This window comes from Galbibacter sp. PAP.153 (assembly GCF_037029175.1).
Classification (GTDB): Bacteria; Bacteroidota; Bacteroidia; order Flavobacteriales; family Flavobacteriaceae; genus Galbibacter; species Galbibacter pacificus.
Window position 1 is genome coordinate 142,758 of the sequence record NZ_JAZEUN010000003.1, and the last position, 23,827, is coordinate 166,584.

Sequence of the window (23,827 nt, forward strand, 5' to 3'; positions counted from 1 at the left end):
TGCTGGATATGCCCTTTATAATTTAAATTTAGTTCCTTTATAATTTGATTTCCTAAGGTACATCATAAAGGAACTTATCTTCCTACTTATCTCTATCAATCTATTGTAAATTAATTCAAACTTATCGTTATCTATATATCCTCTATCACTAACTCTGTATAACTGAGACCTAGCTTCGCCACAAGAAGCTTTTGCAATGCTTAAAAAATGAATAAACTCCTTATTTCCATTACGCTCAAATCCTTCTGCAATGTTATCCATTATCGAACCAGAAGAACGATTTAACTGATCTTTAAGCGCATAATCTCTATTCAAAGCTGTCTTTGCGTGATTTCAAAGATAGTATTATTAATCTCCCTTGAAAGTCTCCATATCTCTAAATCTTCAAAAGATTTTATCGTAGCCATTAATTAACATTGAACTTTAAACCTGGAATAATAAATCTACTTCATCCCCTGCATCATCTGCATCATTTTACGGCCGCCACCGCCTTGCATCATCTTCATCATTTTACTCATTTGTGTGAATTGCTTCAACAGTTGGTTTACTTCTTGAACAGAAGTCCCGCTTCCCTTGGCAATTCTTTTTTTTCTGCTTCCGTTCAACACGGAAGGGTTTGAGCGTTCTTCAGGGGTCATGGAATGAATAATTGCCTCAACCCCTTTAAAGGCATCGTCGTCTATGTCCATTCCTTTTAATGCTTTTCCTGCACCGGGAATCATTCCGAGGAGGTCTTTCATACTCCCCATTTTCTTTATTTGCTGTATCTGACTCAAAAAGTCATCAAAACCAAATTGGTTCTTGGCAATTTTCTTATGGAGTTTGCGGGCTTCTTCTTCATCATATTGCTCTTGTGCCCTTTCTACCAACGACACCACGTCTCCCATTCCAAGGATACGGTCAGCCATACGTGCAGGGTAAAAAACATCTACAGCATCCATTTTCTCGCCCGTACCGATAAACTTGATGGGTTTGTTAACTACCGATTTAATGGACAAAGCGGCACCACCACGTGTATCCCCATCTAATTTGGTAAGGATTACCCCGTTATAATCCAACACATCGTTAAAGGCCTTGGCGGTGTTTACGGCATCCTGCCCCGTCATAGAGTCAACCACAAATAAGGTTTCGTTTGGATGAATGGCCTTGTGAATGTTTGAAATCTCGTCCATCATTTGCTCATCGACTGCCAAACGTCCAGCGGTATCAACAATTACCACATTATGTCCATTTGCTTTTGCATGAGCAATCCCGGCTTTGGCAATTGCAACGGGATTGGTGTTTTCTTTATCGGAATATACTTCAACGCCAATTTGGTCGCCCACCACGTGTAATTGGTCTATCGCCGCAGGGCGATACACATCACAAGCTACCAAAAGTGGATTTTTTGTTTTTTTATTTTTGAGGAAATTGGCTAGTTTGCCCGAAAAAGTGGTTTTACCCGATCCTTGCAAACCTGCCATTAAAATCACCGATGGATTTCCGGACAAATCAATATCGGCCGCTTCGCCGCCCATTAATTCGGTCAACTCGTCTTTTACGAGTTTTACCATTAACTGGCCGGGCTTTAGGGTGGTTAATACATTTTGCCCAAGTGCCTTTTCCTTAACCGTATTGGTAAATTCTTTTGCGGTTTTAAAGTTCACGTCGGCATCCAATAATGCGCGGCGTACTTCTTTTAAGGTCTCGGCAACGTTAACCTCGCTAATCTGTCCATGCCCCTTAAGTACATGAAACGCCTTATCTAACTTTTCGCTTAAATTATCAAACATAATATCTTGCTGCTTTACTTGTATTGCGAGATTTACATCTCGGTTCTCAAGAAGTTTTTATCCCTAATTTCTTGAGAGATGCAAATTTAAGAATTTGAACGAGAAGTGCGAAAGTTATTTTGGAGTTATTGGTTTAGGTTTTATTCATTAATAGTTCGGTCTGCTTTTTGATATACTTTTTTACTAATACACTACATTATGAAAATCAAATTACTTATCTCTCTATTTATTTACTTTATCAATCTCTCTTTGTTTTCACAAGATTTTAATATCGATCCATATATAGAAAAACTTAATAAAAAAGTAGATTCAATAAACAGTTCATTTAAAACAGATGAAGGCGAGCCTTTTTATTCATTGCCGCAAACAACAGGGCATTATTTCGAATTAAAAACCGATAATCCGGATATTTTCATTAAACAGCTTCTTAAAACTACTGATTTTAATACTCTCATCAAAACGTATAAAAATCTTCGTACTGATTTTGACTTACTAATTGTAAAATCAAGTTATGAAGCCTTTGATTACAAAAGCAAAAAAGATGTAATAAAAATCGACTTTAATACATACAGCATAGGCAATTCTCAAGATAAAACTATTTCTTTTACCGAAACTGATTTTAAAAATAAAGAATTCAAAAACATCATCTACAAATATACTCCAAAGTCTAATTATGCAAAAAAGGGGTACATTAGAGGTTTTTATTTATTAAAAGATTTTAATTCTCAATCTATTCCACAAAAGTATAACAACTACATTGCTTACACAGACAAGTATGTGAATCCATCATTTAACCTCTTTTACAATTCAGAATTCACCGACAGGCCTTCTTTTCATAAATTTGAAGTTACGATCATTGACTCCTTAATGACCTATTTTGAAAAGGTTACCAACAAACCTACTTATGATCAAGATAATTTTGAAGAATCAATGGATGCTATATACGAATGGGAAGAAAAAAGGCCATTATTAAATGATAGTTTAAAATTATATGATAAGCACTACAACAAATTGTTAAAAGAGGCTATCGAATATGCAAAAGACAGCTCGGTTTACAATCGAGACTTAATAATGCTTGCCGACACATTAATAAATAATAAGATAGCCTTAAATCTTGCTAGAAACAATCAAGTTGCGGGAAGTTGCAGCTTTGATAATTCTCCCAACATTCAATTAATGGAAATGACAATTTTATCAGCTGCAATTCCAAACTGGGATGCTTTCATTCATAGCTCTTTAAGTTTATTAAATGATTATACATATAGAGTAGCAAATAGCAGTATTGCATCCGATGAAAGAAATACTTATATAAATAATCTAGAGAAATTAAATTTTGATATTGTTCAGTTATTGTTAGGGAGCAGTTACAAAATCGGCAACCCCAAAAAGGGCCATTACTTTTCATCTTCAAACAAAATAGGGAAGGCTTTTGCCAATGCATCAAAAATGAATAGGCAAAAATTTGAAGATGAATTATTTTCAATATTAATCAATACAGATATTGATACTTTTAACACATTACATTTTTATAATATTTTAAAAAATTATGAGTATTATTTAAATAAAAAGGACATCCAACTGGATAATAGATTTTTATTAGTTACTAAAGATTTCCCCTATTCAATAAAGTCTAGAATTGAAAATCCTGATAAAGAATTAACAGACCTGCTCATAAGAGAAAAAGAGTTAGTAAAAAATTACAATATCAAAGAATCTTTAATAGCCAATATTTCTTCAAGTAGCTTTAGCGGTGAATGTTGGACTGCAAAAATTCAAAATAAAAAGGATAAAGATAGCCTATATTACGACCTGACTATGAGCTTAGAAGACAGCATAACCCCTTTTCTTAATTTTGAATCTCAAAAAGAACATATCATACAAATTGTTTCTCAACAAAATTATTTATGGGAGCTGAAAGAAAGAGGATATATAAAAGATTTTTATATAAACTTTACCAACGACATGTCTTTTACTGATTACAACAATAATATAACTTCAGAATTTCCCAAAAAAATACTCAAAAACATAAATTTGGATGGTGCTGTTTCTATATATACTGTTATGAAGAACGATCGATATTTAAATTGGATTATTACCCAAGATTTTAAATTAATTTTGCTATCTGCTTACAAAGACATGGAACTTTTGAATTACAATGCTGAAGACCTTATCACCAAAACAGAAGATCAATTTCTATTTGGAAAAAACTATTACAGCTATCGGGTTTTTGATAAGAATGGGAAGATTATTTTATAAACCCTAACGTTATCCTATTGAACTATTTAAACAATACCTAACTATAATAACTGCGGTTGATTTACTTTCCAGCTACCGCTTTTGTAATATGAAAATGCAATAATTGCTGCAATAACATTAGAAACCGGGAAGGCCCACCAAATACCTTCGTAATTTAAATCGGTTTTATTAGAAAGCATAAAAGCCATAGGGAAACGAGCTACCCATAATGCGCATATTGATATCAACATCGAGACCTTTGTTAGTCCGGCACCATTAAATACTCCATTTAATACCTGTTGCACACCCAATAACCCAAAACTTGGTGCCATAATTTTTATAAATGTTGCCCCTTCTTTTATCACCTCGGGATTATCTGGAACAAAAAACCGAGTTAAAGGCTCTGCAAAAAAGAATAGCAACATTCCTAAAACAGTGAGCCCTATTACCGCCATTAATGTACTTAAATCGCCTACCTTTTCTGCTCTATCCATTCTTCCGGCTCCAATATTTTGTCCAACCAAACTTGTGGTTGCAATAGAAAGCCCTAAAGCAGGAACAATAACCAAACTCAAAATTCGGGCGCCCACACCATAAGCAGCAACAATATCACTGCTGTAGCTGGTAACCAACATAACCATGGCAGTCATTGCTGCAGCCCTACTCGATTGATCTAGACTCGATGGCAAACCCAGTGCAAATAAGTTTTTTACCCAGGGAAAATTCGGCTTCATATGAAAGAATTTGATTTTTATCCCTCTTTTTCCTCTAAAGAGAATAAAAAGACCAATGAAGGCCGAAATTGCTTGTGTAAAAATACTCGCAACAGCTGCACCGGCTACTCCATAACCGGGAATAGCACCATAACCAAAAATAAAAAGTGGGTCTAGCACCAAATTGAGTAAAACGGTCCCTAAAACTATGTACATAGGAATCATTACGTTGCCAATACCTCGCATAAGCGATTGGTATACAAAAAACATAAACATGAAGATAAACCCCCAAGACGAAACTTTAAAGTATGCCACAGAGTCGTTTAATATTTCATTACCGGCACCAACCAGTTTCATTAGTGGAGCAGCCGCATAATAACCCACAACCGCTAACAAAATAGAGGTGAAAAAAATAACCATAACGGTTTGAGAAGCAGCATAGTTTACCATTCGTTGGTCGTTGGCACCTTTGTGTTGCGATACAATAACGGTACCTGCAAGTGTTAACCCACCACCTAAAGAAACCACCAAAAACAAAATTGGAAAACTTAAACTTACACTTGCTACCGCATTGGCTCCTAGCCTACCTAACCAAAAAGTATCTACCAATTGATACATGGTTTGCAAAACATTGGCCATAATTATAGGAAAAGCCAATCGTAAAATCGCATTCAATATTTTACCTTCTGTATGAATGTTCCCCTTCTCCATTACTTATAAAAATAGGGATTTTAATTGGTATACGATTTTGAAAAATAACGAATGTTTTATTTCCCTCCATTTGCTTTTAAATCGGCTAGGCATTGTTGGTCCAGTTTTGGTATGTTTTCTTCCGATGACATCCCGATTAAATTTACCCCCGACTCTACTTTGAAATTCATTAAACAACTTTCAACATTGCAATGATGGCCGTTTTCGGTATCCAGATGATCGGTCAGCATATCGGTACCCAAATCGACCAGACCCAACAAATGAGAAAATTCATGCCGCAATACCGTGCTTTCCAACAAATCCCTGTCCGGTTCTGTAATTTGGTCGCTAAGCGTTTGTATGGTTTCTTCAAAAACAACAAAAGAAGTATTTCTATAGGCAACCCCCAAGACAACCGAACTATCGGTATCTTCATTAAAACTTCCGTCCATAAAAGAAATAAAAAGCGCCAACCTTTTTCCGTTGTTATATTGCGACCTTATTTCTCTTTCTATGCTATCTATTTCCTGAATTGTATATGTTTCTTTTCCCGGGGCCTGTATTGCGCGCAAGTTAAGCTCGATACCCCCTGGTTTGTAGCAACGTTGTTTGATAAAGCTTGTTAAATTATTCAATGAAATTTGAGAGGGTTGATAGCCTTCTACATATACAACCTCAATAACCATATCTGTAAATTCTTCATCTGATAAAATTTCATGGGCCGAGTCTCCGGTGCTCAACCTGTTTCCTATCGTGGAATTACCGTTATCTTGTATGTCGTCGTCCTTGGAACAAGCCGATAGAAATAGAATTGTTGAAAGCAGGGCAGCTTTGATTAGTTGTTTAGACATTTAGTGGTTTTTGTTGCAAGATATTAAATATGAATGAAATGACGTTCATCATCAAACCATGAACACGAACCAATAGTTACTGCCCAATGCAAGATTCGTGAGACCACGAAACACAATGTGCCAAACGCTTTTGTGGTTCGGGTCTCACGAAAAAAAAGGGATGCCCTTTTGCAAAAGCACCCCTTCACCACGTTGAATTAATGAAATAACTAATTATCTAATTAACAATAAGTCAACTAAATATTTTTATACCTTAACTCATGGGGTTTACCCAGAGTAAGGGTTTCCATTTTTTGTATTCTTTCAATACCAATGCAATGTTGATAAGCAACAGGCCTGTTGTTTTTAATAATTCTCCCATTTCATCTGATTCCAAAAAATAATGAAACAGAAAAATATGCAAGGTTATGGGCAAAAGAAAAATTGCCCCTATAAAACTGGTGCCCTGAAAAATAAGGAGCAAACCAAATAATAGCTCGCATACTCCCAAAACCTGCCAGAAATAACCGGTTTGCTTGGCTCCGCTTATGTACAATATCTTTTGGAGCGTGCTTTCTTTTTCGGGTGTTGCAAATTTTTCTGCCTTTTGGAAAACCGCTATGGGCGTCGGACTGGGCTGTTCGAATTTATGAACCCCTCCATATACCATGAGCCCGCCCAAAATAAGCCGTAGAATTATAAATAGAATGTTTACTTTCATGTATTTAAAATTTTATAAAAGACTGTATTCAAATTTAGGATACCCACGCTCTCCACTTTCATTATACATAGCCGTAAAGCGGATTTTATAATAATTCCCGTCGGCGTCTTTAAGAACATAAAACGCATCTTCTTTTATGGAAGGCTGGGCATTGGGACCTCCAGCGTTTCTCCAGCTACTTCCAATACTTCTTTGATCGGCCGATAAATTGGCTTCAACTATATTTTCTGACGTAAAATCTTCATAGGTAAAATCAGAAACTGCAACTTGATATGCTGTTATTCCAGCTTTGGTATTAGACACTATAAAATCTTGATAGGTGTATGCGTAGTTATCTCCTTGAAAGGATAACAAGTCTATATAATGTGTAAAGTTTAAATCCCATTTGTTTTTCATAGGCTCTACAGAAGCTTGCTCTCCTGAAGAAAAACTAAAGAAAGTAAAGTTGTAACCTTCTGCTTTGCTTACTACAACTTCTTCATGTGTCGTTGCATTTAAATCGGCATACTGCAACACATAATCATTACCTTGACGAAGCACCCTTATTTTTTTCCATCCGCGCGAACCGCCCGGCACATGGATGCTTCCTCCAATATTGATTCCCAGGTTTACTAAATACACTTTATTATCGGTATCTGTTTCAGAAACTTCGGCAATTACCGTCTCCTGAATATCACCAGATGGGTTATCTACGTATACATTAGATCCCGGTATACCAACTGCCACATTTGGTTGTAATGCTGCTACATCGGCCTCTGTTACGGCATCAATATCGGTTACTTCCAATGGAGCTGCTGCCATATAAACAGATTCATTTAAAACTACCCTAAAGCTTTCACCGCTATAAAAACCTAAGTCCCATGCGTCTCTTTTAACCACCGTTTGGGTCTGTGCACTTAAATCCACATATACTTGATTAGGCTGATCTGGGCCTCCTACTTCGGGAGCCATAACACCTCCTACAGCGGCACTTTCGGTAAAGCTTACAGCCAATGTGGTATTTCCTTGTATGGCGCTATTGGGATTGGTAATTGCTTCCAGTTTAAAGCTTACCGACATTTCGGTGCCTTCAATCGGGTTTGCAAGTTTGTTGAAGGTAAATGTAGATTGGTTGCTTCCGGCAGTTATAGGGACTTCTATAGTGCCTTCTTCTCCTGAAGGGTCGGTGGTAAAATGTGTGCCATATTCAGCATTTACGGTTGTATAGGTAATGGTTACCGTTCCATCTTCGGGAGCTGTTTTGGAAAATACCAGTTTTACTTCCTTTGACGCATCGTCTGCGGTAAAACTCATTGAAGGGTTTTCAAAAGCCGCGACAAATTGCTGTGTAGTTCCTCCGTCGTCATCGCTACTGCAAGAAAACAGTACAAAGGCCAAAAGCAGGCCACATAATAATATTGTTTTTTTCATGATTAATTAGTTAAAGTTTAGATTATACAATAGTTTTATAAAATAAGACCGGCCATAGCCCAGCAGTACACTGCTTGGAGGACCGGAATGCGCGCCGCCTTCTGTGGCCGTGGTATTCACGCGTGTTATGTTTAATAGGTTTCTAGCTCCTACTGTTATTTGTAATTTATTATCTTCTAAAAATGATTTACGTACCGATGCATCCCACCAGCTGTATGCATCTTGTTTACCGCGTACCAATACAGCGTTTCCATCGGTATCTTGTTGCTGTACAAATTGGTATTCGGGTCCGTTATGCTTAAAATAGGTTGAAAAGGTAGTGCCCCAGTCCGGGATGGTATATGCCAAATTTGCGTTTAATTGCAATGCGTTAAGATAATCATCGTTATAATCGCGGCTGTCCAAAACTTTGGAAACGCCCGAATATGAAACCCCGAGGTTCCCGCTCCAGTTTTGGTATGCAAAACCATTGGCAAAAGAGATGTTCCATGTACGGTATTTATCGATGTTGTTGTATTGGTATGCCAAAGGAGAGCTGTTCACAATTATAAGTTCTATGCGGTCTTTTACATTAATATAACCCAGCGACAGTTTACTTTTAAGCATCAAACCATTATTAAAAACAAATGACTTCTTGGCATGTACAAAAATAGATGTTCCTTGTTCGGGTTTTAAGTTTTCGTTGCCCCTTATATCGTGATTCGTGTCTACGAAGTACGAATAGAGCTCGGTAAAATCGGGCATCCGGGGTGCTGTACCCACCACTGCCCGGAGCTCTAGGTTGTTGTCGAAAAGGTATTTTGATGAAAGCTCCAATGCCGTTTGTGTATCGAACTTATTGGAAAAGAACACCCTTGCACCCGGCCTTATCGAAAACCTGTTTCCGGGTATGTATTCTGCGGAAGCAAAAACATCGTAAGCGCCCAAATACCTGTCGATGTTCTCCCCTCCAAAATCGCCCGAAATAGCCGATGCATAACCATTGGTGGCATTAAGCTCGTACCCCAATTGAAAGTCGAAAGCATTGGCGGCCATGAAATTGCTGAACATCCCTTTTGAATAATATATCTTGCGTGATTCGTACTCAAAATCCTGCACGTCAAATTTTTCCCGTGTTGGAATACGGTAATTATAGGTTTCTGCATTTCTTTTTTGTTGCTGAAAAGAAAACGACACATCGTAAGTAACGCCACCGTTAAAGTTTCCATTGACATTTAAATGATGCATTATCCTGTTGGAAGTAAATATCTCATCAGAAGAAATAGGATTGTTCGTACCCGTAGATGGGTTTTCGTTTGACCGTACCACCGAATCGTAACGGGAAACCTTTTCGTTAAAATATTCAAACTTATAGAACAACTTGGCATGCTCTCCGTTGTAACTTAGCAACGCCTTCCCGTTATATTGTATTTTTGGCAGCCACTCGTACCCCCGTTTCCCATCGTTTTGGGCATAATTTTGTCCTTCTTTATCGCCCCAAAGGCCCGCAAAATCGTTACGGGTAAACATGGCATTGGCATACCATTTATTAGACAGGTCATGGCTTATGCTCAACGATTGAATATGCCTGCCCTTATCGAACCATCCATACTCGTTGCCTATGGTTTCTTCCTGGATATAAGGGGTTATCTTCCATTTGTGCCGGGACGACTTTTTCGTGATTATGTTTATAACGCCCGCCACGGCATTGGTTCCATATTGCACCCCCATGGCACCCTCTACGATTTCAATCTGTTCGACATCGTCCAGGTTTATCTGGGTAAGGTCGGTATTGTTCCCAAATCCTTCATCGTTTACCAGCGGAATGTTATCAACCAGAATCTTTACGTATTGCCCGTCGAGACCAAACATACGTACTTGCGACTTTCCCGTGGATGCACTGGGGAGAATGGTTATGTTCAACGTCTGGTTAAGAATATCGGCCAAGTTGTTTCCCGCCTGCCTGTCTATATCGGCCTTGCTTATTACCGAAACTTCGTAAACCGACTTTTTTATGGACTGTGCATTGTACTGGCCCGTTATTACCACTTCTTCCAAATTGTTTATTGCCAGGGAATCTATCATATTAACCTCCTGTGCATACCCAAAGCTTATTGTTAAGAATAGTATCAGGTTTGTTAGTTGCTTCATTATTTAGATTGGTTCTTAATAATTTTTCACAAATATATAGTTATTTTTATTCAATCTAAATAAATTTTATATTTTTGTCTTATTCAAATTGAAAAACTAATTACATCAACAATGAAAAAACTAATGTTAATAGGCCTTGCAACAACTTTACAGGCCTTGACCCTAACTGCACAGGAAAAAAAGAAAGAAGACCTGGAAAGCATTAAAGCTATGTGCGGCTGTTATGAAGTCCGCTTTAATTTTGCCGAAACTTTTAACAACGCCAAAGATTCTACCTACCAGCCCTCCAAAGTTAAACAGGTTGGCGCCCTAGAATGGGTGCAATTGGTAGAAGATAAACCCGAAAAGGTTGTAATGCAACACCTTTTAATTGCCAATGACACCATGATTATCAAGCATTGGAGACAGGATTGGCTTTATGAGAACACCGACCTTTATCAATTTTACAAAGACAAGACCTGGAAGTACACTTCGCTGGACAATAAGGACGTAAAAGGGCAATGGACACAAAAGGTATTTCAAGTAGACGACAGCCCGCGCTACGAAGGTACGGCCACTTGGCTCCATGTAGACGGTAAGGATTATTGGGTAAACACTACCGATGCCCCCCTGCCGAGAAGGGAGCATACCGTTCGCGACGATTATAATGTTATGAAACGCAGGAACATACATGCCATAACCGGTTATGGTTGGCTGCACGAGCAGGACAACGATAAAATTGTGAGAGACGATGATGGAAAAGACTTTGTGCTTGCTCAGGAAAAGGGATATGATACCTATACAAAGGTAGACGATACCAAGTGCAAAGCGGCTCAAGATTGGTGGAAAGAAAACCAAGCTTTCTGGGAGGTCGTAAGAAATAAATGGCAACGGTTATTTAATGAGAACAAAGACATTCACCTTAAAAAAAGCGTGGACAACAAACCGCTTTTTGCCCACTTGTTTGGCATGCCGCCTAACAGTAGCAAAAAAGATATCGAAGCTGTTATAGACAGTTTTATTGCTGAAGAATAAACCGATTATTAATAAAATGTAATTGATATGTGCAAACACCTTCAAATATTAAATAGATCTAAAAACGGGATTCTTATTTATTGCAAGCATAACCGTATGTATCAATTACTGTTCAACAACCTCAACTTTAATTTTACCGAAGCCGAGTTTGAAAGTTTTCATAAATACATATTCAACTTAGAAGTGGCCTATTGGGAAGAAGAATACAAACATTCTGTTTACGATAAGCGCATCCCGATCCCGACCATACAGTCTAATTTGCTTATCCTGTTGAACAAACAAGAGGTTGAAGAACTTATATTGCTTATAAGGTTGAGAACGCCCAGCTATGAGTTTATAGATTTTAAAGATATCGATTACAAGTTATTCCCTAACTAATATTTGTTTTCGAATTATTTGAGTTTGTTAGTTTAACGTTGCGTTGCAACAAAAGAAACCCCTAAAAATTAAGCCATTTTAGGGGTTTTCTATGCTACCATGGCACTTAAAGCCTTTATAATTAACCGCCAAATCCTTCATGGGCATACGGGATACCTACTTCCTTAAACCGATGCCCTGCATAATACATTGAAATGATGCTTTGCTATATTATATGCTATTTTGATGCATTCACGTCGTACTTTGGTCTTTTCACGCGCTACTTTGGTCATTGAAGTAAGTACTTTCTCACATATTCATAATACTTAACTATTTGCAAAAAATACTTCGGTAGACACTTTCTATACTATGAGGTTTTGATAGCTTCATAGTTATTTGTTAATGGTTATTAAGGGTTAGGGATAAGGGAAAAGTGATTAGGGATAAGTTATTAAACCTTGAACCTTTGCAACTTTGAACCTCTGGACTCTCAACTCTCAACAATATAGCAACATAACAGCGTAACAACCTGAAACTACATACGCTCTGGAACGGTAATCCCCAATAGACTTAAAGCATCGGCTATAATTTCACTTACTTTTTTGGACAGTTGTACCCTGGTTATTTTTTCTGAAGTGTTTTCGGCCCCCAAAATGGAAACATTTTGATAAAATGAATTAAACTCCTTGACCAAATCGTATACGTAATTAGCAATTAGCGCCGGACTAAAGTTGGATGCGGCGTTTTGTATAACTTCAGGGAATAATTGAAGCTGTTTTATAAGCTCCCGCTCTTTTTCATGCAAATGGTAATTATTGTCAATAGGCTGGGCATAATCAAAGTCGGCTTTCCTTAAAATAGATTGTATCCGGGCATAGGTATATTGTATAAACGGGCCCGTATTCCCCTGAAAGTCTATGGATTCTTTCGGGTCGAACAAGATACGTTTTTTAGGGTCTACCTTAAGTATGTAATATTTTAATGCCCCCAACCCGATTGTTTTGTACAACTGTTGCCTTTCTTTATTTGAAAAACCATCCAGTTTACCCAATTCTGATGAGATTTCCTCAGCAGTCCGGCTCATTTCTACTATCAAATCGTCGGCATCAACCACGGTTCCTTCGCGGCTTTTCATTTTTCCGCTAGGCAGATCGACCATTCCATAACTTAGGTGGTAAAGGTTATCTGCCCAATCGAACCCAAGTTTTTTTAGAATGAGGAACAATACTTTAAAATGATAATCCTGCTCGTTTCCTACGGTATAAACAAGTCCGCCAACATCGGGATAATCTTTTATACGCTGTATGGCCGTGCCTATGTCTTGCGTCATGTAAACGGCGGTTCCATCTGCACGGAGCACAATTTTTTCGTCAAGGCCTTCATCGGTAAGGTCTATCCAAACAGAGCCGTCTTCCTTTTTAAAGAACACCCCTCTTTGCAAACCATCGGCTACCACATCTTTCCCTAATAAATAGGTGTCGCTCTCGTAATACAACTGGTCGAAATCTACGCCCAGGTTTTTATAGGTTTCATTAAAGCCCTCATAAACCCAGCCGTTCATGGTTTTCCATAAATTTACCACTTCTTGGTTGCCGGCTTCCCACTTGCGTAGCATTTCCTGTGCTTCCAAAAGTAACGGCGCTTCTTTTTCGGCTACTTTTTTATCGATGCCATTGGCTATCATTTCTTCAATTTGGGCCTTGTAGGCCTTGTCGAAAGCTACATAATAATTACCAACCAGTTTATCGCCCTTTAATCCAGTGGACTGTGGTGTCTCTCCGTTCCCAAACTTTTGCCAAGCCAACATGGACTTGCAAATATGAATGCCACGATCGTTGATAATTTGTGTTTTATATACTTTTCTCCCGGAGGCTTGTAAAATTTCGGCTACAGAATACCCCAATAAATTATTTCTAATATGCCCCAAGTGGAGTGGTTTATTTGTATTGGGCGAAGAATACTCAACCATTACGGCCTTGCTTCCCGGAGCGGGGCTTTGGTATCCGTAATGTTTTTCTTTTTTGATGGAATTGAAAAAATCTACAAAAAAAGCATCAGAAATTACAAGATTTAAAAAGCCTTTTACCACGTTAAATTTTGCTATTTCGGCTACATTGGCCACCAAATAGGCTCCTATTTCTTCCCCTATATGCTGCGGGTTTCCTTTAATGGTACGCAACATAGGGAAGATTACCACTGTAATATCGCCTTCAAACTCCTTGCGGGTAGCTTGTAATTCCACAGTTTCAATTTCCTTATTATAAATCGACTTTATAGCTTCTTCAACCTTGGCAACTATAATATCTTGAATATTCACGCGCTTAAATTTTTAGTATTTTATTGATTATAAAACCGTCCGGAAAAAAAGAAGGGCACAGGCATAAGCACATTGCCCTTTCTTTATAGCTTTAAAAATTTGGGTGCAAAGATAACCATTTATGGCCTGTTTTCCAGATATCCATATAATAAAATAAAGCACCTGCATTTTAATAAAACTTTTATATCTTTCCGTTGCACTTAATTTAATCTGTCTTTTGCATTTTAAAAAATTTTACTTGCTTGCCATACCCATTTGCTTCTTTGCCTTATTTGCTGTTTTTGCATTTATGGACCCGCAAGGGGTATATAATTATATAGAAAACTGGTCTTTATGGGTGAGGGACTGGTTTGGAAACTTTTATTTGGTTTTGGGCTTTTTTAGTGTGATTTTTTTACTCTGCATAGCAATTTCTCCCTTGGGGAAGGTCAAACTGGGTACCCCAAAAGATACTCCCGAACATTCCAGATGGTCCTGGATTGCCATGCTTTATAGTGCCGGCATGGGAGCCGGTATTTTGTTGCGGGCCGTACAAGAACCCGTTTTTATGTTTGTAAATCCACCTTTGCAGACGGGAACTCTAAACAATACCCTTGCGCTGGAATATACTTTTTATCAATGGGGGCTTACTGCCTGGGCTTTTTATGGGCTCTTTGCCTTGATTATTGGTTATTATTTGTTTTCTGAACAAAAAAAAGGACTCATAAGCGCCTCTGTTGCAGGAAGTGTGCACAACCAATGGGTATTGAATACTATTGATATTCTGGTTATTATTACTACTGTTTTCGGACTTGTAGGTGCCATAGACCTTGGCACAACACAAATTAACGGTGGGCTTAACCATTTAAGCGATTATCAATTTACAATTAACCACACCATAGGTATAACGGTCATTATTTGTTTATTGGCTTCTTTTTCGGCATGGAAGGGAATCAATAAAGGCATTAAAAATATTTCGAAGGTAAACATTCTTATTACTTTTTTACTTTTGCTTTTTGTTTTGCTGAATAGCAATTTTATATCGGTTTTAAAGCTTTTTTTTAATGCTTTATATCATTACATCGTAGATTTTATCCCCTTAAGTCTAGCCTTGGGCAATTACAACCCAGGGAAAGCGTTTTTAACCGATTGGACTTATTATTATTGGGCTTTTTGGTTGGCTTGGGCACCGTTTACAGGAGTGTTTATTGCACGTATCTCCAAGGGGCGCACTATAAGGGAAATGTTATTGGGGGTAATGGTTATCCCCTCGTTGGGAACTTTTTTATGGTTTAGCAGCTTTGGCGACCATGCTTTTAGGATTATTGAAAATTGGGGCAGTTACAATAACGAGTTCGGAAATGTTTTTACATCGGTTTTTGTATTTTTTAGCGAGTTCCCCTATCATCTCTTTATCAATATGGTCGTGGTTCTACTGCTTGCCGGTTTTTTACTTACCTCCATAGATTCGGCCATTTTTGTTTTGAGCATGTTTACCGACAAAGGAAAAACAACCCCTAAAAAAGCACATCGTTTACTATGGGGAATTATAGTTACCGTATTTTGCATTGCCATGCTTATGCTTGGAAATGCCCGCCCAGACATAGACATGCTTATTGCATTGCAAAAAATACTTATTATAACCTCGTTGCCCTTTGCCATTTTTATACCCATTATGTGTTTTCTTTTTTTGCGGGAACTTATAAAGAACAGGTAATGCTGTGCGGGGTAAATATATAGTAAGCAGTCATGGTTAACAGAATTTTACAATAGGTATTATACAAATACCCAACCCCGAACTTTATAACTTTGAAGTTTATAACTATATTTACCCAAAATATATATAGATAATGCACTTTATAAGTATTACCTGGGACCCAAACGGGGTTCTATTAGACTTAGGTTTTTTTCAGCTTCGCTATTATAGTTTAATGTTTGTTATTGCCTTTTCATTGGGCTGGTTCTTGATGAAAAGAATTTATAAAAACGAAGGACAACCTGAAGAAGCACTGGACTCTCTTTTTATATATACCGTTTTGGCAACATTGATAGGCGCCCGATTAGGACATTTTTTGTTTTACGAACCCGAAATGTTCGTCAAAGACCCATTGAGCATTATTCTTCCCGTACAATTTAATCCAGAATTTAAATTTACCGGCTTTAGGGGACTTGCAAGCCATGGTGCAGCCATTGGTATTATTATTGCCATGTATCTTTACAGCAAAAGGGTTATAAAAAAGCCCATTTTATGGATTCTGGACCGCATTGTTATTCCGGTAACAATTGGTGGCGTTTTTGTGCGGTTGGGAAATTTTTTCAATTCTGAAATTGTAGGAAAACCTACCAATAGCGATTATGGAATTATCTTTAAGCAACTTAGCGAGACTTTTCCACGGCACCCGGCCCAGCTTTATGAGGCTTTTGGGTATATAATTGTTTTTGCTATACTTTGGTACACTTATTGGAAAACCAACAAAAAGGAGAAACTCGGTTATATTTTCGGACTGTTCTTGGTTCTTTTATGGACCGTGCGGTTTATTGCTGAGTTTTATAAAAAATCGCAAGGCGGATTTGAAAACGAACTCGGTTTGCTTTCCACCGGTCAATGGCTTAGCATCCCTTTCATTATTGCAGGCTTCTTTTTCATGTTTAAACCTTCAAAAAGCAAATCATGATTAATTTTTTATTCAGGGTTTTATTAGTACTCATTTTTTTATGCTTAACGCTTATTAGTTGTGAATCCAACACCAAAAAAGAAGTGAAAACAGAAACTGTTTCCTTTAAAAAAGAGGGCGAATTGAGTATTTACAAAGGTGATTCGCTTTCCGTAAAAAAAATAGACATTGAAATTGCCGATAATGAATACGAACGGCAAACCGGGCTTATGTACCGCCCTTCCATGAAAAAAGACCGTGGAATGCTTTTTATTTTTGAAGATGAAGAGCCTCGGTACTTCTATATGAAGAATACCGAAATCCCGTTGGACATAATTTATATTGATGCCGATAAAAAAATAGTGAGCCTTGTAAAGAATGCACATCCCATGAATGAGGCGTCTTTACCTTCCAACTTTCCCGCTAAATATGTTTTGGAATTAAACGGAGGAATGACTGACGAATTAAAGATCGAAAAAGGAGACCGTATAAATTACAAGGAAACCAAATAAAATGAATATTCGATCTGCCTCTAAAAACGACGTTCCTGCTATTGTAGCAATGCTAGCTGATGATAAACTCGGCAGCTTGCGCGAAAATTACAAAACCCCGCTCCCCGAACAATATTACAAAGCTTTTACAAATATTGACAATGATCCCAATCAAGAACTCTATGTTATAGAAAACGAAGCCTCGGAAATTACGGGTACATTTCAATTAAGTTTTATTCAATACATAACATACAAAGGCGGTATACGGGCTCAAATAGAAGCGGTACGGATCCATAAAGCACACAGGAACAAAGGGCTCGGGGAAAAAGCTTTTTTATGGGCCATAGAAAGAGCAAAAGAAAAAGGCGCACACCTAATCCAACTTACCACAGACAAAAAAAGGCCAGAGGCACTACGCTTCTATGAAAAACTTGGCTTTACAGCTTCACATGAAGGACTAAAGCTTCACTTTTAAAAAATAAGAAGAATATGAAGCCGTGCTGGAGCACGGCTTCATATTTATAAAGATCATATCTTATTAAAGTTATGCTTCAACTTGATATTTTTCACGCAATGCTTTGGCGGCATTTACCATTTTAACCAACGCTTTGTCGGTTTCTTTCCAGCCTCTTGTCTTTAAGCCACAATCGGGGTTTACCCATAAATTCCGTATGGGTATTAACAAAGCAGCTTTTTCCAACAATGCTTCCATTTCCTTTTCCGAAGGGACTCTTGGCGAATGAATATCGTATACCCCGGGGCCGATTTCGTTAGGATATTTAAAATCTACAAACGCATCCAGTAATTCCATCTGTGACCTGGAAGTTTCAATGGTAATTACATCGGCATCCATAGCTGCTATGCTTTCAATAATATCATTAAATTCAGAATAGCACATGTGGGTATGTATCTGCGTTTCATCGTTTACTGCCGAAGCACTGATCCTAAATGCTCTAATGGCCCAATCTAAATAATTTTTCCAAGCTTCTTTCCGCAACGGCAGGCCTTCGCGAATAGCCGGTTCGTCAATCTGAATTACTTTTATTCCGGCCAACTCCAAATCTTGTACTTCTTTTCGAATAGCCAAGGCTATTTGATTGGTTGTTTCTTCTCTTGATTGATCATTGCGTACAAACGACCATTGTAAAATTGTTACCGGGCCTGTAAGCATCCCTTTAACCGGCAAGTCGGTTAAAGTTTGCGCATATTTAGTCCACGCAACGGTCATGGGGTCAACGCGGTCTACATCGCCATAAATAATTGGGGGTTTTACGGCTCTGGAACCATAACTCTGCACCCAACCGAACTTTGTAAAAGCAAAACCATTTAATTGTTCGCCAAAATACTCAACCATATCGTTACGCTCGAATTCGCCGTGCACCAATACATCCAAGCCAATTTGCTCCTGCCAAGAAATTGCTTTTTGTATTTCGTCCTTAATTGCTGTTTCATAAGCATTTGCGGTTATGCTCCCTTTTTTAAGTTGCGAACGTAGCAAACGTACTTCTTTGGTTTGCGGAAATGAGCCAATGGTAGTGGTAGGAAACAATGGTAATTTTAAACTTCCATGTTGTAATGCCTGGCGGATATTAAACGGATTATTTCGTTTTGCATGGTCTATAGTAATTTCTTTTACGGCATTTTCTACCTTTTTATTATGTATTAACTGCGACGTTAACTTGCTCTTCATTGCTAACTTATTGGCTTCAAAGGCATTTTTGGCTTTTTCTGAAGGGTTTTCCCGAGCCAATTCGGCAAGAAGTGATAATTCTTCTATTTTCTGTTTGGCAAAGGCCATCCAATTTTTCACTTCCGAGGGCAAGGTTGCTTCGTCTGTTTCGTTATCCAAATCAAAAGGAGTGTGCAACAAAGAACAGGAAGGAGCTATGCTAATACGGTCGCTTCCTATGGCCCCTATTGCTTTTTCAATTATTGACAACGATTGTTCAAAATTATTCTTCCATATATTACGCCCATCAACCAAGCCTAAAGATAATTTCAGCTTTTCTGGTATTGCAGACAATAATTCATTCAATTGTTTTTTACCTCTTACCAAGTCTACATGAAGTGCATATACAGGCAACCGGGCTACCCAAGATGTGTTTTCGTGCAATCCTTCAAAATAAGTCGCCAACATAATCTTCAATGCAGGAAAACGCTTTGCAAGGGCATTGTATACCTCAATATATATTTCTTTTTCCTTTTCGGAAAGATTGGTAACTAAAAACGGTTCATCCAATTGAATCCATTCTGCTCCTTCGGCTTCCAACAAACTCAGCAACTCTACATATATGGGCAACAAGCGGTTTATCAAATCAAGGCGGTTAAACCCTTCTTCCTTTTCTTTCCCCAACAATAAATACGTTACGGGACCAATTAACACCGGTTTTGCCTCAAGATTTAAGCTTTTGGCCTCTTTAAACTCGTCTACAACCTTTATGGCATTCAGTTTAAACTGTTGGTCTTTATAAAATTCCGGAACAATGTAATGGTAGTTCGTATCAAACCATTTGGTCATTTCCATGGCTGTAATATCAAAACCGTTTTTTTGATATCCTCTTGCCATGGCAAAATATAAATCCAATGGCTGGTCTTCTTCAAGGAATACATTCGAAAATCGTTTAGGAACAGCTCCTAAAGCATACGACATATCCAAAACTTGGTCGTAAAACGAAAAATCGTTCGTTGGGATAAGGTCAATTCCTTTTTCTTTTTGAAGTAACCAGTGTTCTCTCCGTAAGCGTTTTCCTTCCTCAAGCAATACCGAAATGTCTATTTTACCAGAGCAATACTGCTCACACGCTCGCTTCAATTCTCTTTTGGCACCAATACGCGGGTACCCTAAATTGTGTGTAATCATTTGTTTGTTTTTAAAAATCGGTTAAACATTCTAGATATTTCCTTACTCCTAAACTTTTCCCGATTTAAAAAACACGTGCATCCATAGCAAAATACACCTTATAAAAAAGGTGTTTACTATCAATGCTTGATTATTGCTTCAAATCGCGAAAACATCATCATTAAAATACAGGCAGGTCTCCTGGCTTGCTCTCATGTTGTTTTACCTTCCCATCCTGTTTCCAAGACAGTGGTTTTAAATAAACAACACGCCCAAAAATGCAAAAGCATTTTTAATGGATGCCGATAATCCCGATAAGTATCAGGGCAGCATAAAGCTTACAGTTGCGCGACAGCTTGTGATTTGCACACAATTCCCTATTAATTGGCGTTAAGCCAAACCTTTATTTGATTGATTATTATGTAAAGAACATCTTTGAGCGGTAAAACTACGCAATATTTTTATAGTCTTCGCTATTCCTTTATGACATTGACAAGAAATTCTGTTATTAGTTTATGGCAATTGCAATTTTATTGCGGCATCCCGGGCTTTACGATTGTAGTTTTGTCAAATGGCATATATCAAAATTTACAAAAGCTCCCGCTGCAATTCCCATTGCAAAAAAAAAGGACCACCAAAAGGCAGTCCTTAATTTTATACTATTTTAAAAACAGTTACTCTTTCTTTTCCCCTTTGTTCTTCAATGTATCAAACATTACCGGGGTTGCTATAAATAAAGATGAGTATGTACCTACACCAATACCTACAATCATTGCGAACATAAATCCGCGTAGCGATTCACCACCGAAAATAAATATTGCCAATAACACCACCAAAGTGGTTAATGAGGTATTCAATGTTCTACTTAATGTACTGTTTAATGCTTCATTGGCATTGTCTCCGCCTCTCCATCCTTTTTCCCTAACAACCTCACGAATACGGTCGAACACAATTACGGTATCGTTCAATGAGTAACCAATAACTGTTAATATTGCCGCAATAAATGCTTGATCTATTTCCATGTTGAAAGGCATGATACTAGATGTTAAAGAGAAAATTCCCAGAACAATCATAACATCATGAAAAACCGCAACAACGGCACCTAATGAGAATTGCCATTTTTGGAAACGTAACAAGATGTATAAGAACACCACGGCTAGCGATCCTAAAATTGCCCAAAAAGCATCTTTTTTAATATCATCTGCTATTGTGGGTCCTACTTTTATAGATTGCAGGATCCCTATTTTGTCTGCTCCGCCACCTGTTGTAAAATCGTTATATGTTGTACCTTCTGGAAGGTATTTTTTTACTGCTTCAAACAGCTTGTTTTGAATTTCTTCATCGACCTGTGTTCCTTCTTCATCTACTTTATATTTGGTGGTAACCTTTATCTGGTTGGCATCACCAAATGTTTTCACCTCGGTATTACCAAACACGGTCTCCAAGTCGTTGGAAATATCAGTAGGATTTACAGGATCTACAAACCGTACTTGATAAGAGCGCCCTCCAACAAAATCCACGCCGCCTTCGAGGCCTTTGGTAAATAATGCTACAACACTAATAAGAATCATTATACCCGAAATCACATACGCTATTTTACGTTTTGACAAAAAGTCGAAATTCGGATTTTTAGGCAACGCCCTTGTAAGTGCTGTAGTAAACAACAATTCATTTTTACCACCTCTGGAATTCCATTCAATCAATAACCTTGTAACAAAGATTGCTGTAAATAAAGAAGTTGCAATACCTATCAATAGAGTTGTGGCAAAACCTTGAATAGGCCCTGTTCCAAATAACAATAGAATAATGGCCGTTAACCCTGTAGTGATGTTGGCATCCAAAATAGACGAAAGTGCATTGCTAAACCCGTCGGCAATGGCCTGTTTCTGTCCTTTACCTGCCCTTATCTCTTCTTTTATACGTTCATATATAATTACATTGGCATCTACAGACATACCAATAGTCAATACAATACCTGCAATACCGGGCAATGTAAGTACGGCACCCAATCCTGCTAAAACACCAAAGATCAATACAATGTTAAATACCAAGGCAATATCTGCAAACAAACCAGCTTTACCGTAGTATGAAATCATCCATATCAATACCAAGATCATGGCAACAATAAATGAGAACATCCCGCTATCTATAGCTTCTTGCCCAAGAGAAGGTCCAACGACTTCCGATTGGATAATATCAGCCGAAGCTGGTAATTTACCTGCCCTCAATACGTTTGCCAAATCGTCTGCCTCATCTAAGGTAAAATCTCCTGAAATTTCAGAATTTCCACCGCTAATGGCCCCTTTGGAAACCCCAGGTGCAGAATAAACAATATTATCAAGAACGATGGCTATGTTTCCTTGTTCCCTAAATGCTTTTCCTGTTAATTCTTCCCAGATTTTGGCTCCTCTAGAATTCATTTGCATGGAAACCGCAGGTCTACCTCCTAAATCGTATGACTGGGCTGCGTCTGTAATTACATCACCGCTCATGTTGGGTTCGTTTTCACGGTTTCCTTTAAGTGCATATAATTCTACTACTTGAGCATCTTTTGGAGGAATTCCCCAAGCAAATTTTGCATATTGAAGGTTTGCTGGAAGCTCTTGTTTTACTTCCGGCATCTTTAAATACTGATCGAATTTTGCCGTATCCTTAATGGCAACCATTGCAATTACGGGAGACCCTTGCGCCCCACCACTGGCAATTAAATCAAATAACGGATTTACTTGATTGGCTATATCCAAAGAATCTTCGGCAGCATCTGATAACAAAGAATCTATTTCGGAAGTAGTTTCTTCCTTGGTTTCTTCTTTTTTATCTGTACCAACTATGTCTTTTAAGGTATTGTTTGCGGCAATTAAGAAAGGGGCCACTTGATCTGCCTTATAAGTTTCCCAAAACTCTAATTGTGCTGTACTTTGCAATAGGTTTTGTACACGGGCTACGTCCTTAGCACCCGGCAATTCTACCAAAATACGGCCAGAAGTACCCAAACGTTGGATGTTTGGCTGGGTAACCCCGAATTTATCGATACGCTTGCGCAATACCTCGAATGCAGAAACAATGGATTCGTTAATTTTTTTACGGATGATAGGCTGCACCTGAGCATCAGTCATCTGAAAATTAATCTCTTCGCTCAGTGTTTTATTGGCAAAAATATCGGGAGAAGCCAATTTTGTAGTACCTCCGCTTACTTTTTCAAACTCCTGGAAAAAAATGTCAACGTAATCGTCCTGACTGTTTTTTGAAGTCTCATCTGCTTGCGCCAATGCTTTGTTAAACACAGGGTCCTTGCTATTGTTGGCCAGTCCTTTTAAGATATCCTTTACCGATATTTGAAGGATTACGTTAATCCCTCCCTTAAGATCAAGCCCCTTGTTCAATTCTTTTTCTTTTACCTCACTGTAGGTAAAACTGGTAAAACCAAGATTAAAAACTTCCTGGTTTTCAAGAGAGTCCAAGTACCTAGATTCTTCGGCTTCTCGCTTGGCCACGTAGTTTTCTTCTGCATCTGAAATTTTGTTAACTGCATAAACTTCAGCATCGTCTTCTACGTTGTTTGCAACAAACGTAAACGAAAGCTGATAAATACTTACAATACCAAACAAAATAGCAAACAGCCTAATAAGTCCTTTATTCTGCATTCTGATTTATTTTAATGGTCATTTTTAAAAA

17 protein-coding genes and 1 riboswitch are annotated in these 23,827 nt (G+C 38.0%); of the genes, 7 read left to right on the plus strand and 10 right to left on the minus strand.

Annotation, left to right across the window (positions count from 1 at the left end; translation table 11 throughout):
- Window positions 1-15 precede the first annotated feature (15 nt).
- Together UXI14_RS02475 and ffh are read right to left on the minus strand one after the other, a co-directional pair.
- Complete coding sequence (locus tag UXI14_RS02475; protein WP_335964669.1) at window positions 16-315, minus strand: four helix bundle protein; 300 nt, start codon at window positions 313-315, stop codon at window positions 16-18.
- 128 nt (window positions 316-443) lie between these two features.
- Window positions 444-1,772 (minus strand): signal recognition particle protein, encoded by a 1,329-nt coding sequence (gene ffh, locus UXI14_RS02480; protein ID WP_277898183.1) that lies wholly within the window; start codon window positions 1,770-1,772, stop codon window positions 444-446.
- Between the two features lie 198 nt (window positions 1,773-1,970).
- On the opposite strand from ffh, the gene UXI14_RS02485 reads away from it, so the two are divergent.
- Window positions 1,971-4,028, plus strand: coding sequence for a hypothetical protein (locus UXI14_RS02485; RefSeq protein WP_335964670.1), 2,058 nt, complete (start codon window positions 1,971-1,973; stop codon window positions 4,026-4,028).
- A gap of 41 nt (window positions 4,029-4,069) precedes the next feature.
- On the opposite strand, the gene UXI14_RS02490 is transcribed toward UXI14_RS02485, so the two are convergent.
- From UXI14_RS02490 to UXI14_RS02510, 5 genes are all read right to left on the minus strand, one after another.
- Window positions 4,070-5,431, minus strand: coding sequence for an MATE family efflux transporter (locus UXI14_RS02490; RefSeq protein ID WP_335964672.1), 1,362 nt, complete (start codon window positions 5,429-5,431; stop codon window positions 4,070-4,072).
- Between the two features lie 56 nt (window positions 5,432-5,487).
- Window positions 5,488-6,261, minus strand: a complete 774-nt coding sequence (locus UXI14_RS02495) for a membrane metalloprotease (protein ID WP_277898181.1) — start codon at window positions 6,259-6,261, stop codon at window positions 5,488-5,490.
- Between the two features lie 253 nt (window positions 6,262-6,514).
- On the minus strand, window positions 6,515-6,961 hold the full coding sequence (locus tag UXI14_RS02500; RefSeq protein WP_335964674.1) for a DoxX family membrane protein: 447 nt from the start codon (window positions 6,959-6,961) through the stop codon (window positions 6,515-6,517).
- Window positions 6,962-6,973: 12 nt separating this feature from the next.
- Window positions 6,974-8,371: an HmuY family protein gene (locus UXI14_RS02505; protein WP_335964676.1), complete on the minus strand. Its 1,398-nt coding sequence runs from the start codon at window positions 8,369-8,371 to the stop codon at window positions 6,974-6,976.
- Between the two features lie 6 nt (window positions 8,372-8,377).
- Window positions 8,378-10,501, minus strand: coding sequence for a TonB-dependent receptor plug domain-containing protein (locus tag UXI14_RS02510; protein WP_335964677.1), 2,124 nt, complete (start codon window positions 10,499-10,501; stop codon window positions 8,378-8,380).
- A 111-nt stretch (window positions 10,502-10,612) separates the two neighbouring features.
- On the opposite strand from UXI14_RS02510, the gene UXI14_RS02515 reads away from it, so the two are divergent.
- Window positions 10,613-11,515, plus strand: a complete 903-nt coding sequence (locus UXI14_RS02515) for a DUF6607 family protein (RefSeq protein ID WP_335964678.1) — start codon at window positions 10,613-10,615, stop codon at window positions 11,513-11,515.
- A 27-nt stretch (window positions 11,516-11,542) separates the two neighbouring features.
- Window positions 11,543-11,893: a DUF6686 family protein gene (locus UXI14_RS02520; protein ID WP_277898176.1), complete on the plus strand. Its 351-nt coding sequence runs from the start codon at window positions 11,543-11,545 to the stop codon at window positions 11,891-11,893.
- A 514-nt stretch (window positions 11,894-12,407) separates the two neighbouring features.
- Here UXI14_RS02520 and argS read toward each other — a convergent pair.
- Entirely contained in the window at window positions 12,408-14,189 is a 1,782-nt protein-coding gene (gene argS / locus UXI14_RS02525; RefSeq protein WP_335964679.1) for an arginine--tRNA ligase, read from the minus strand.
- A 238-nt stretch (window positions 14,190-14,427) separates the two neighbouring features.
- Here argS and UXI14_RS02530 point away from each other — a divergent pair, with 238 nt between their 5' ends.
- From UXI14_RS02530 to UXI14_RS02545, 4 genes are all read left to right on the plus strand, one after another.
- Entirely contained in the window at window positions 14,428-15,885 is a 1,458-nt protein-coding gene (locus UXI14_RS02530; protein ID WP_335964680.1) for a BCCT family transporter, read from the plus strand.
- Window positions 15,886-16,018: 133 nt separating this feature from the next.
- Window positions 16,019-16,843 carry a prolipoprotein diacylglyceryl transferase gene (gene lgt, locus UXI14_RS02535; RefSeq protein WP_335964681.1) on the plus strand — a complete coding sequence of 275 codons (825 nt, stop codon included), beginning with the start codon at window positions 16,019-16,021 and terminating at the stop codon, window positions 16,841-16,843.
- Window positions 16,840-17,334: a DUF192 domain-containing protein gene (locus UXI14_RS02540; RefSeq protein WP_277898172.1), complete on the plus strand. Its 495-nt coding sequence runs from the start codon at window positions 16,840-16,842 to the stop codon at window positions 17,332-17,334. The genes lgt and UXI14_RS02540 overlap by 4 nt, the downstream gene beginning before the upstream one ends.
- 1 nt (window position 17,335) lies before the next feature.
- Window positions 17,336-17,788: a GNAT family N-acetyltransferase gene (locus UXI14_RS02545; protein WP_277898171.1), complete on the plus strand. Its 453-nt coding sequence runs from the start codon at window positions 17,336-17,338 to the stop codon at window positions 17,786-17,788.
- A 69-nt stretch (window positions 17,789-17,857) separates the two neighbouring features.
- Here the strand turns inward: UXI14_RS02545 and metE are convergent, their stop codons facing one another.
- Together metE and secDF are read right to left on the minus strand one after the other, a co-directional pair.
- Window positions 17,858-20,173, minus strand: coding sequence for a 5-methyltetrahydropteroyltriglutamate--homocysteine S-methyltransferase (gene metE, locus UXI14_RS02550; protein WP_335964682.1), 2,316 nt, complete (start codon window positions 20,171-20,173; stop codon window positions 17,858-17,860).
- 152 nt (window positions 20,174-20,325) lie between these two features.
- A riboswitch (cobalamin riboswitch) is annotated at window positions 20,326-20,572 on the minus strand.
- Between the two features lie 254 nt (window positions 20,573-20,826).
- Window positions 20,827-23,796, minus strand: coding sequence for a protein translocase subunit SecDF (gene secDF, locus UXI14_RS02555; protein ID WP_335964684.1), 2,970 nt, complete (start codon window positions 23,794-23,796; stop codon window positions 20,827-20,829).
- Between the last annotated feature and the right edge of the window lie 31 nt (window positions 23,797-23,827).

Excerpts from the sequence above, each read along its gene's own strand:
- UXI14_RS02510 (WP_335964677.1), bottom strand. The coding sequence starts at position 10,501 with ATGAAGCAACTAACAAACCTGATACTATTCTTAACAATAAGCTTTGGG.
- UXI14_RS02495 (WP_277898181.1), bottom strand. The coding sequence starts at position 6,261 with ATGTCTAAACAACTAATCAAAGCTGCCCTGCTTTCAACAATTCTATTT.
- UXI14_RS02505 (WP_335964676.1), bottom strand. The coding sequence starts at position 8,371 with ATGAAAAAAACAATATTATTATGTGGCCTGCTTTTGGCCTTTGTACTG.
- UXI14_RS02520 (WP_277898176.1), top strand. The coding sequence starts at position 11,543 with ATGTGCAAACACCTTCAAATATTAAATAGATCTAAAAACGGGATTCTT.
- UXI14_RS02500 (WP_335964674.1), bottom strand. The coding sequence starts at position 6,961 with ATGAAAGTAAACATTCTATTTATAATTCTACGGCTTATTTTGGGCGGG.
- UXI14_RS02485 (WP_335964670.1), top strand. The coding sequence starts at position 1,971 with ATGAAAATCAAATTACTTATCTCTCTATTTATTTACTTTATCAATCTC.
- secDF (WP_335964684.1), bottom strand. The coding sequence starts at position 23,796 with ATGCAGAATAAAGGACTTATTAGGCTGTTTGCTATTTTGTTTGGTATT.
- UXI14_RS02545 (WP_277898171.1), top strand. The coding sequence starts at position 17,336 with ATGAATATTCGATCTGCCTCTAAAAACGACGTTCCTGCTATTGTAGCA.
- ffh (WP_277898183.1), bottom strand. The coding sequence starts at position 1,772 with ATGTTTGATAATTTAAGCGAAAAGTTAGATAAGGCGTTTCATGTACTT.
- metE (WP_335964682.1), bottom strand. The coding sequence starts at position 20,173 with ATGATTACACACAATTTAGGGTACCCGCGTATTGGTGCCAAAAGAGAA.
- UXI14_RS02490 (WP_335964672.1), bottom strand. The coding sequence starts at position 5,431 with ATGGAGAAGGGGAACATTCATACAGAAGGTAAAATATTGAATGCGATT.
- UXI14_RS02540 (WP_277898172.1), top strand. The coding sequence starts at position 16,840 with ATGATTAATTTTTTATTCAGGGTTTTATTAGTACTCATTTTTTTATGC.
- UXI14_RS02515 (WP_335964678.1), top strand. The coding sequence starts at position 10,613 with ATGAAAAAACTAATGTTAATAGGCCTTGCAACAACTTTACAGGCCTTG.
- lgt (WP_335964681.1), top strand. The coding sequence starts at position 16,019 with ATGCACTTTATAAGTATTACCTGGGACCCAAACGGGGTTCTATTAGAC.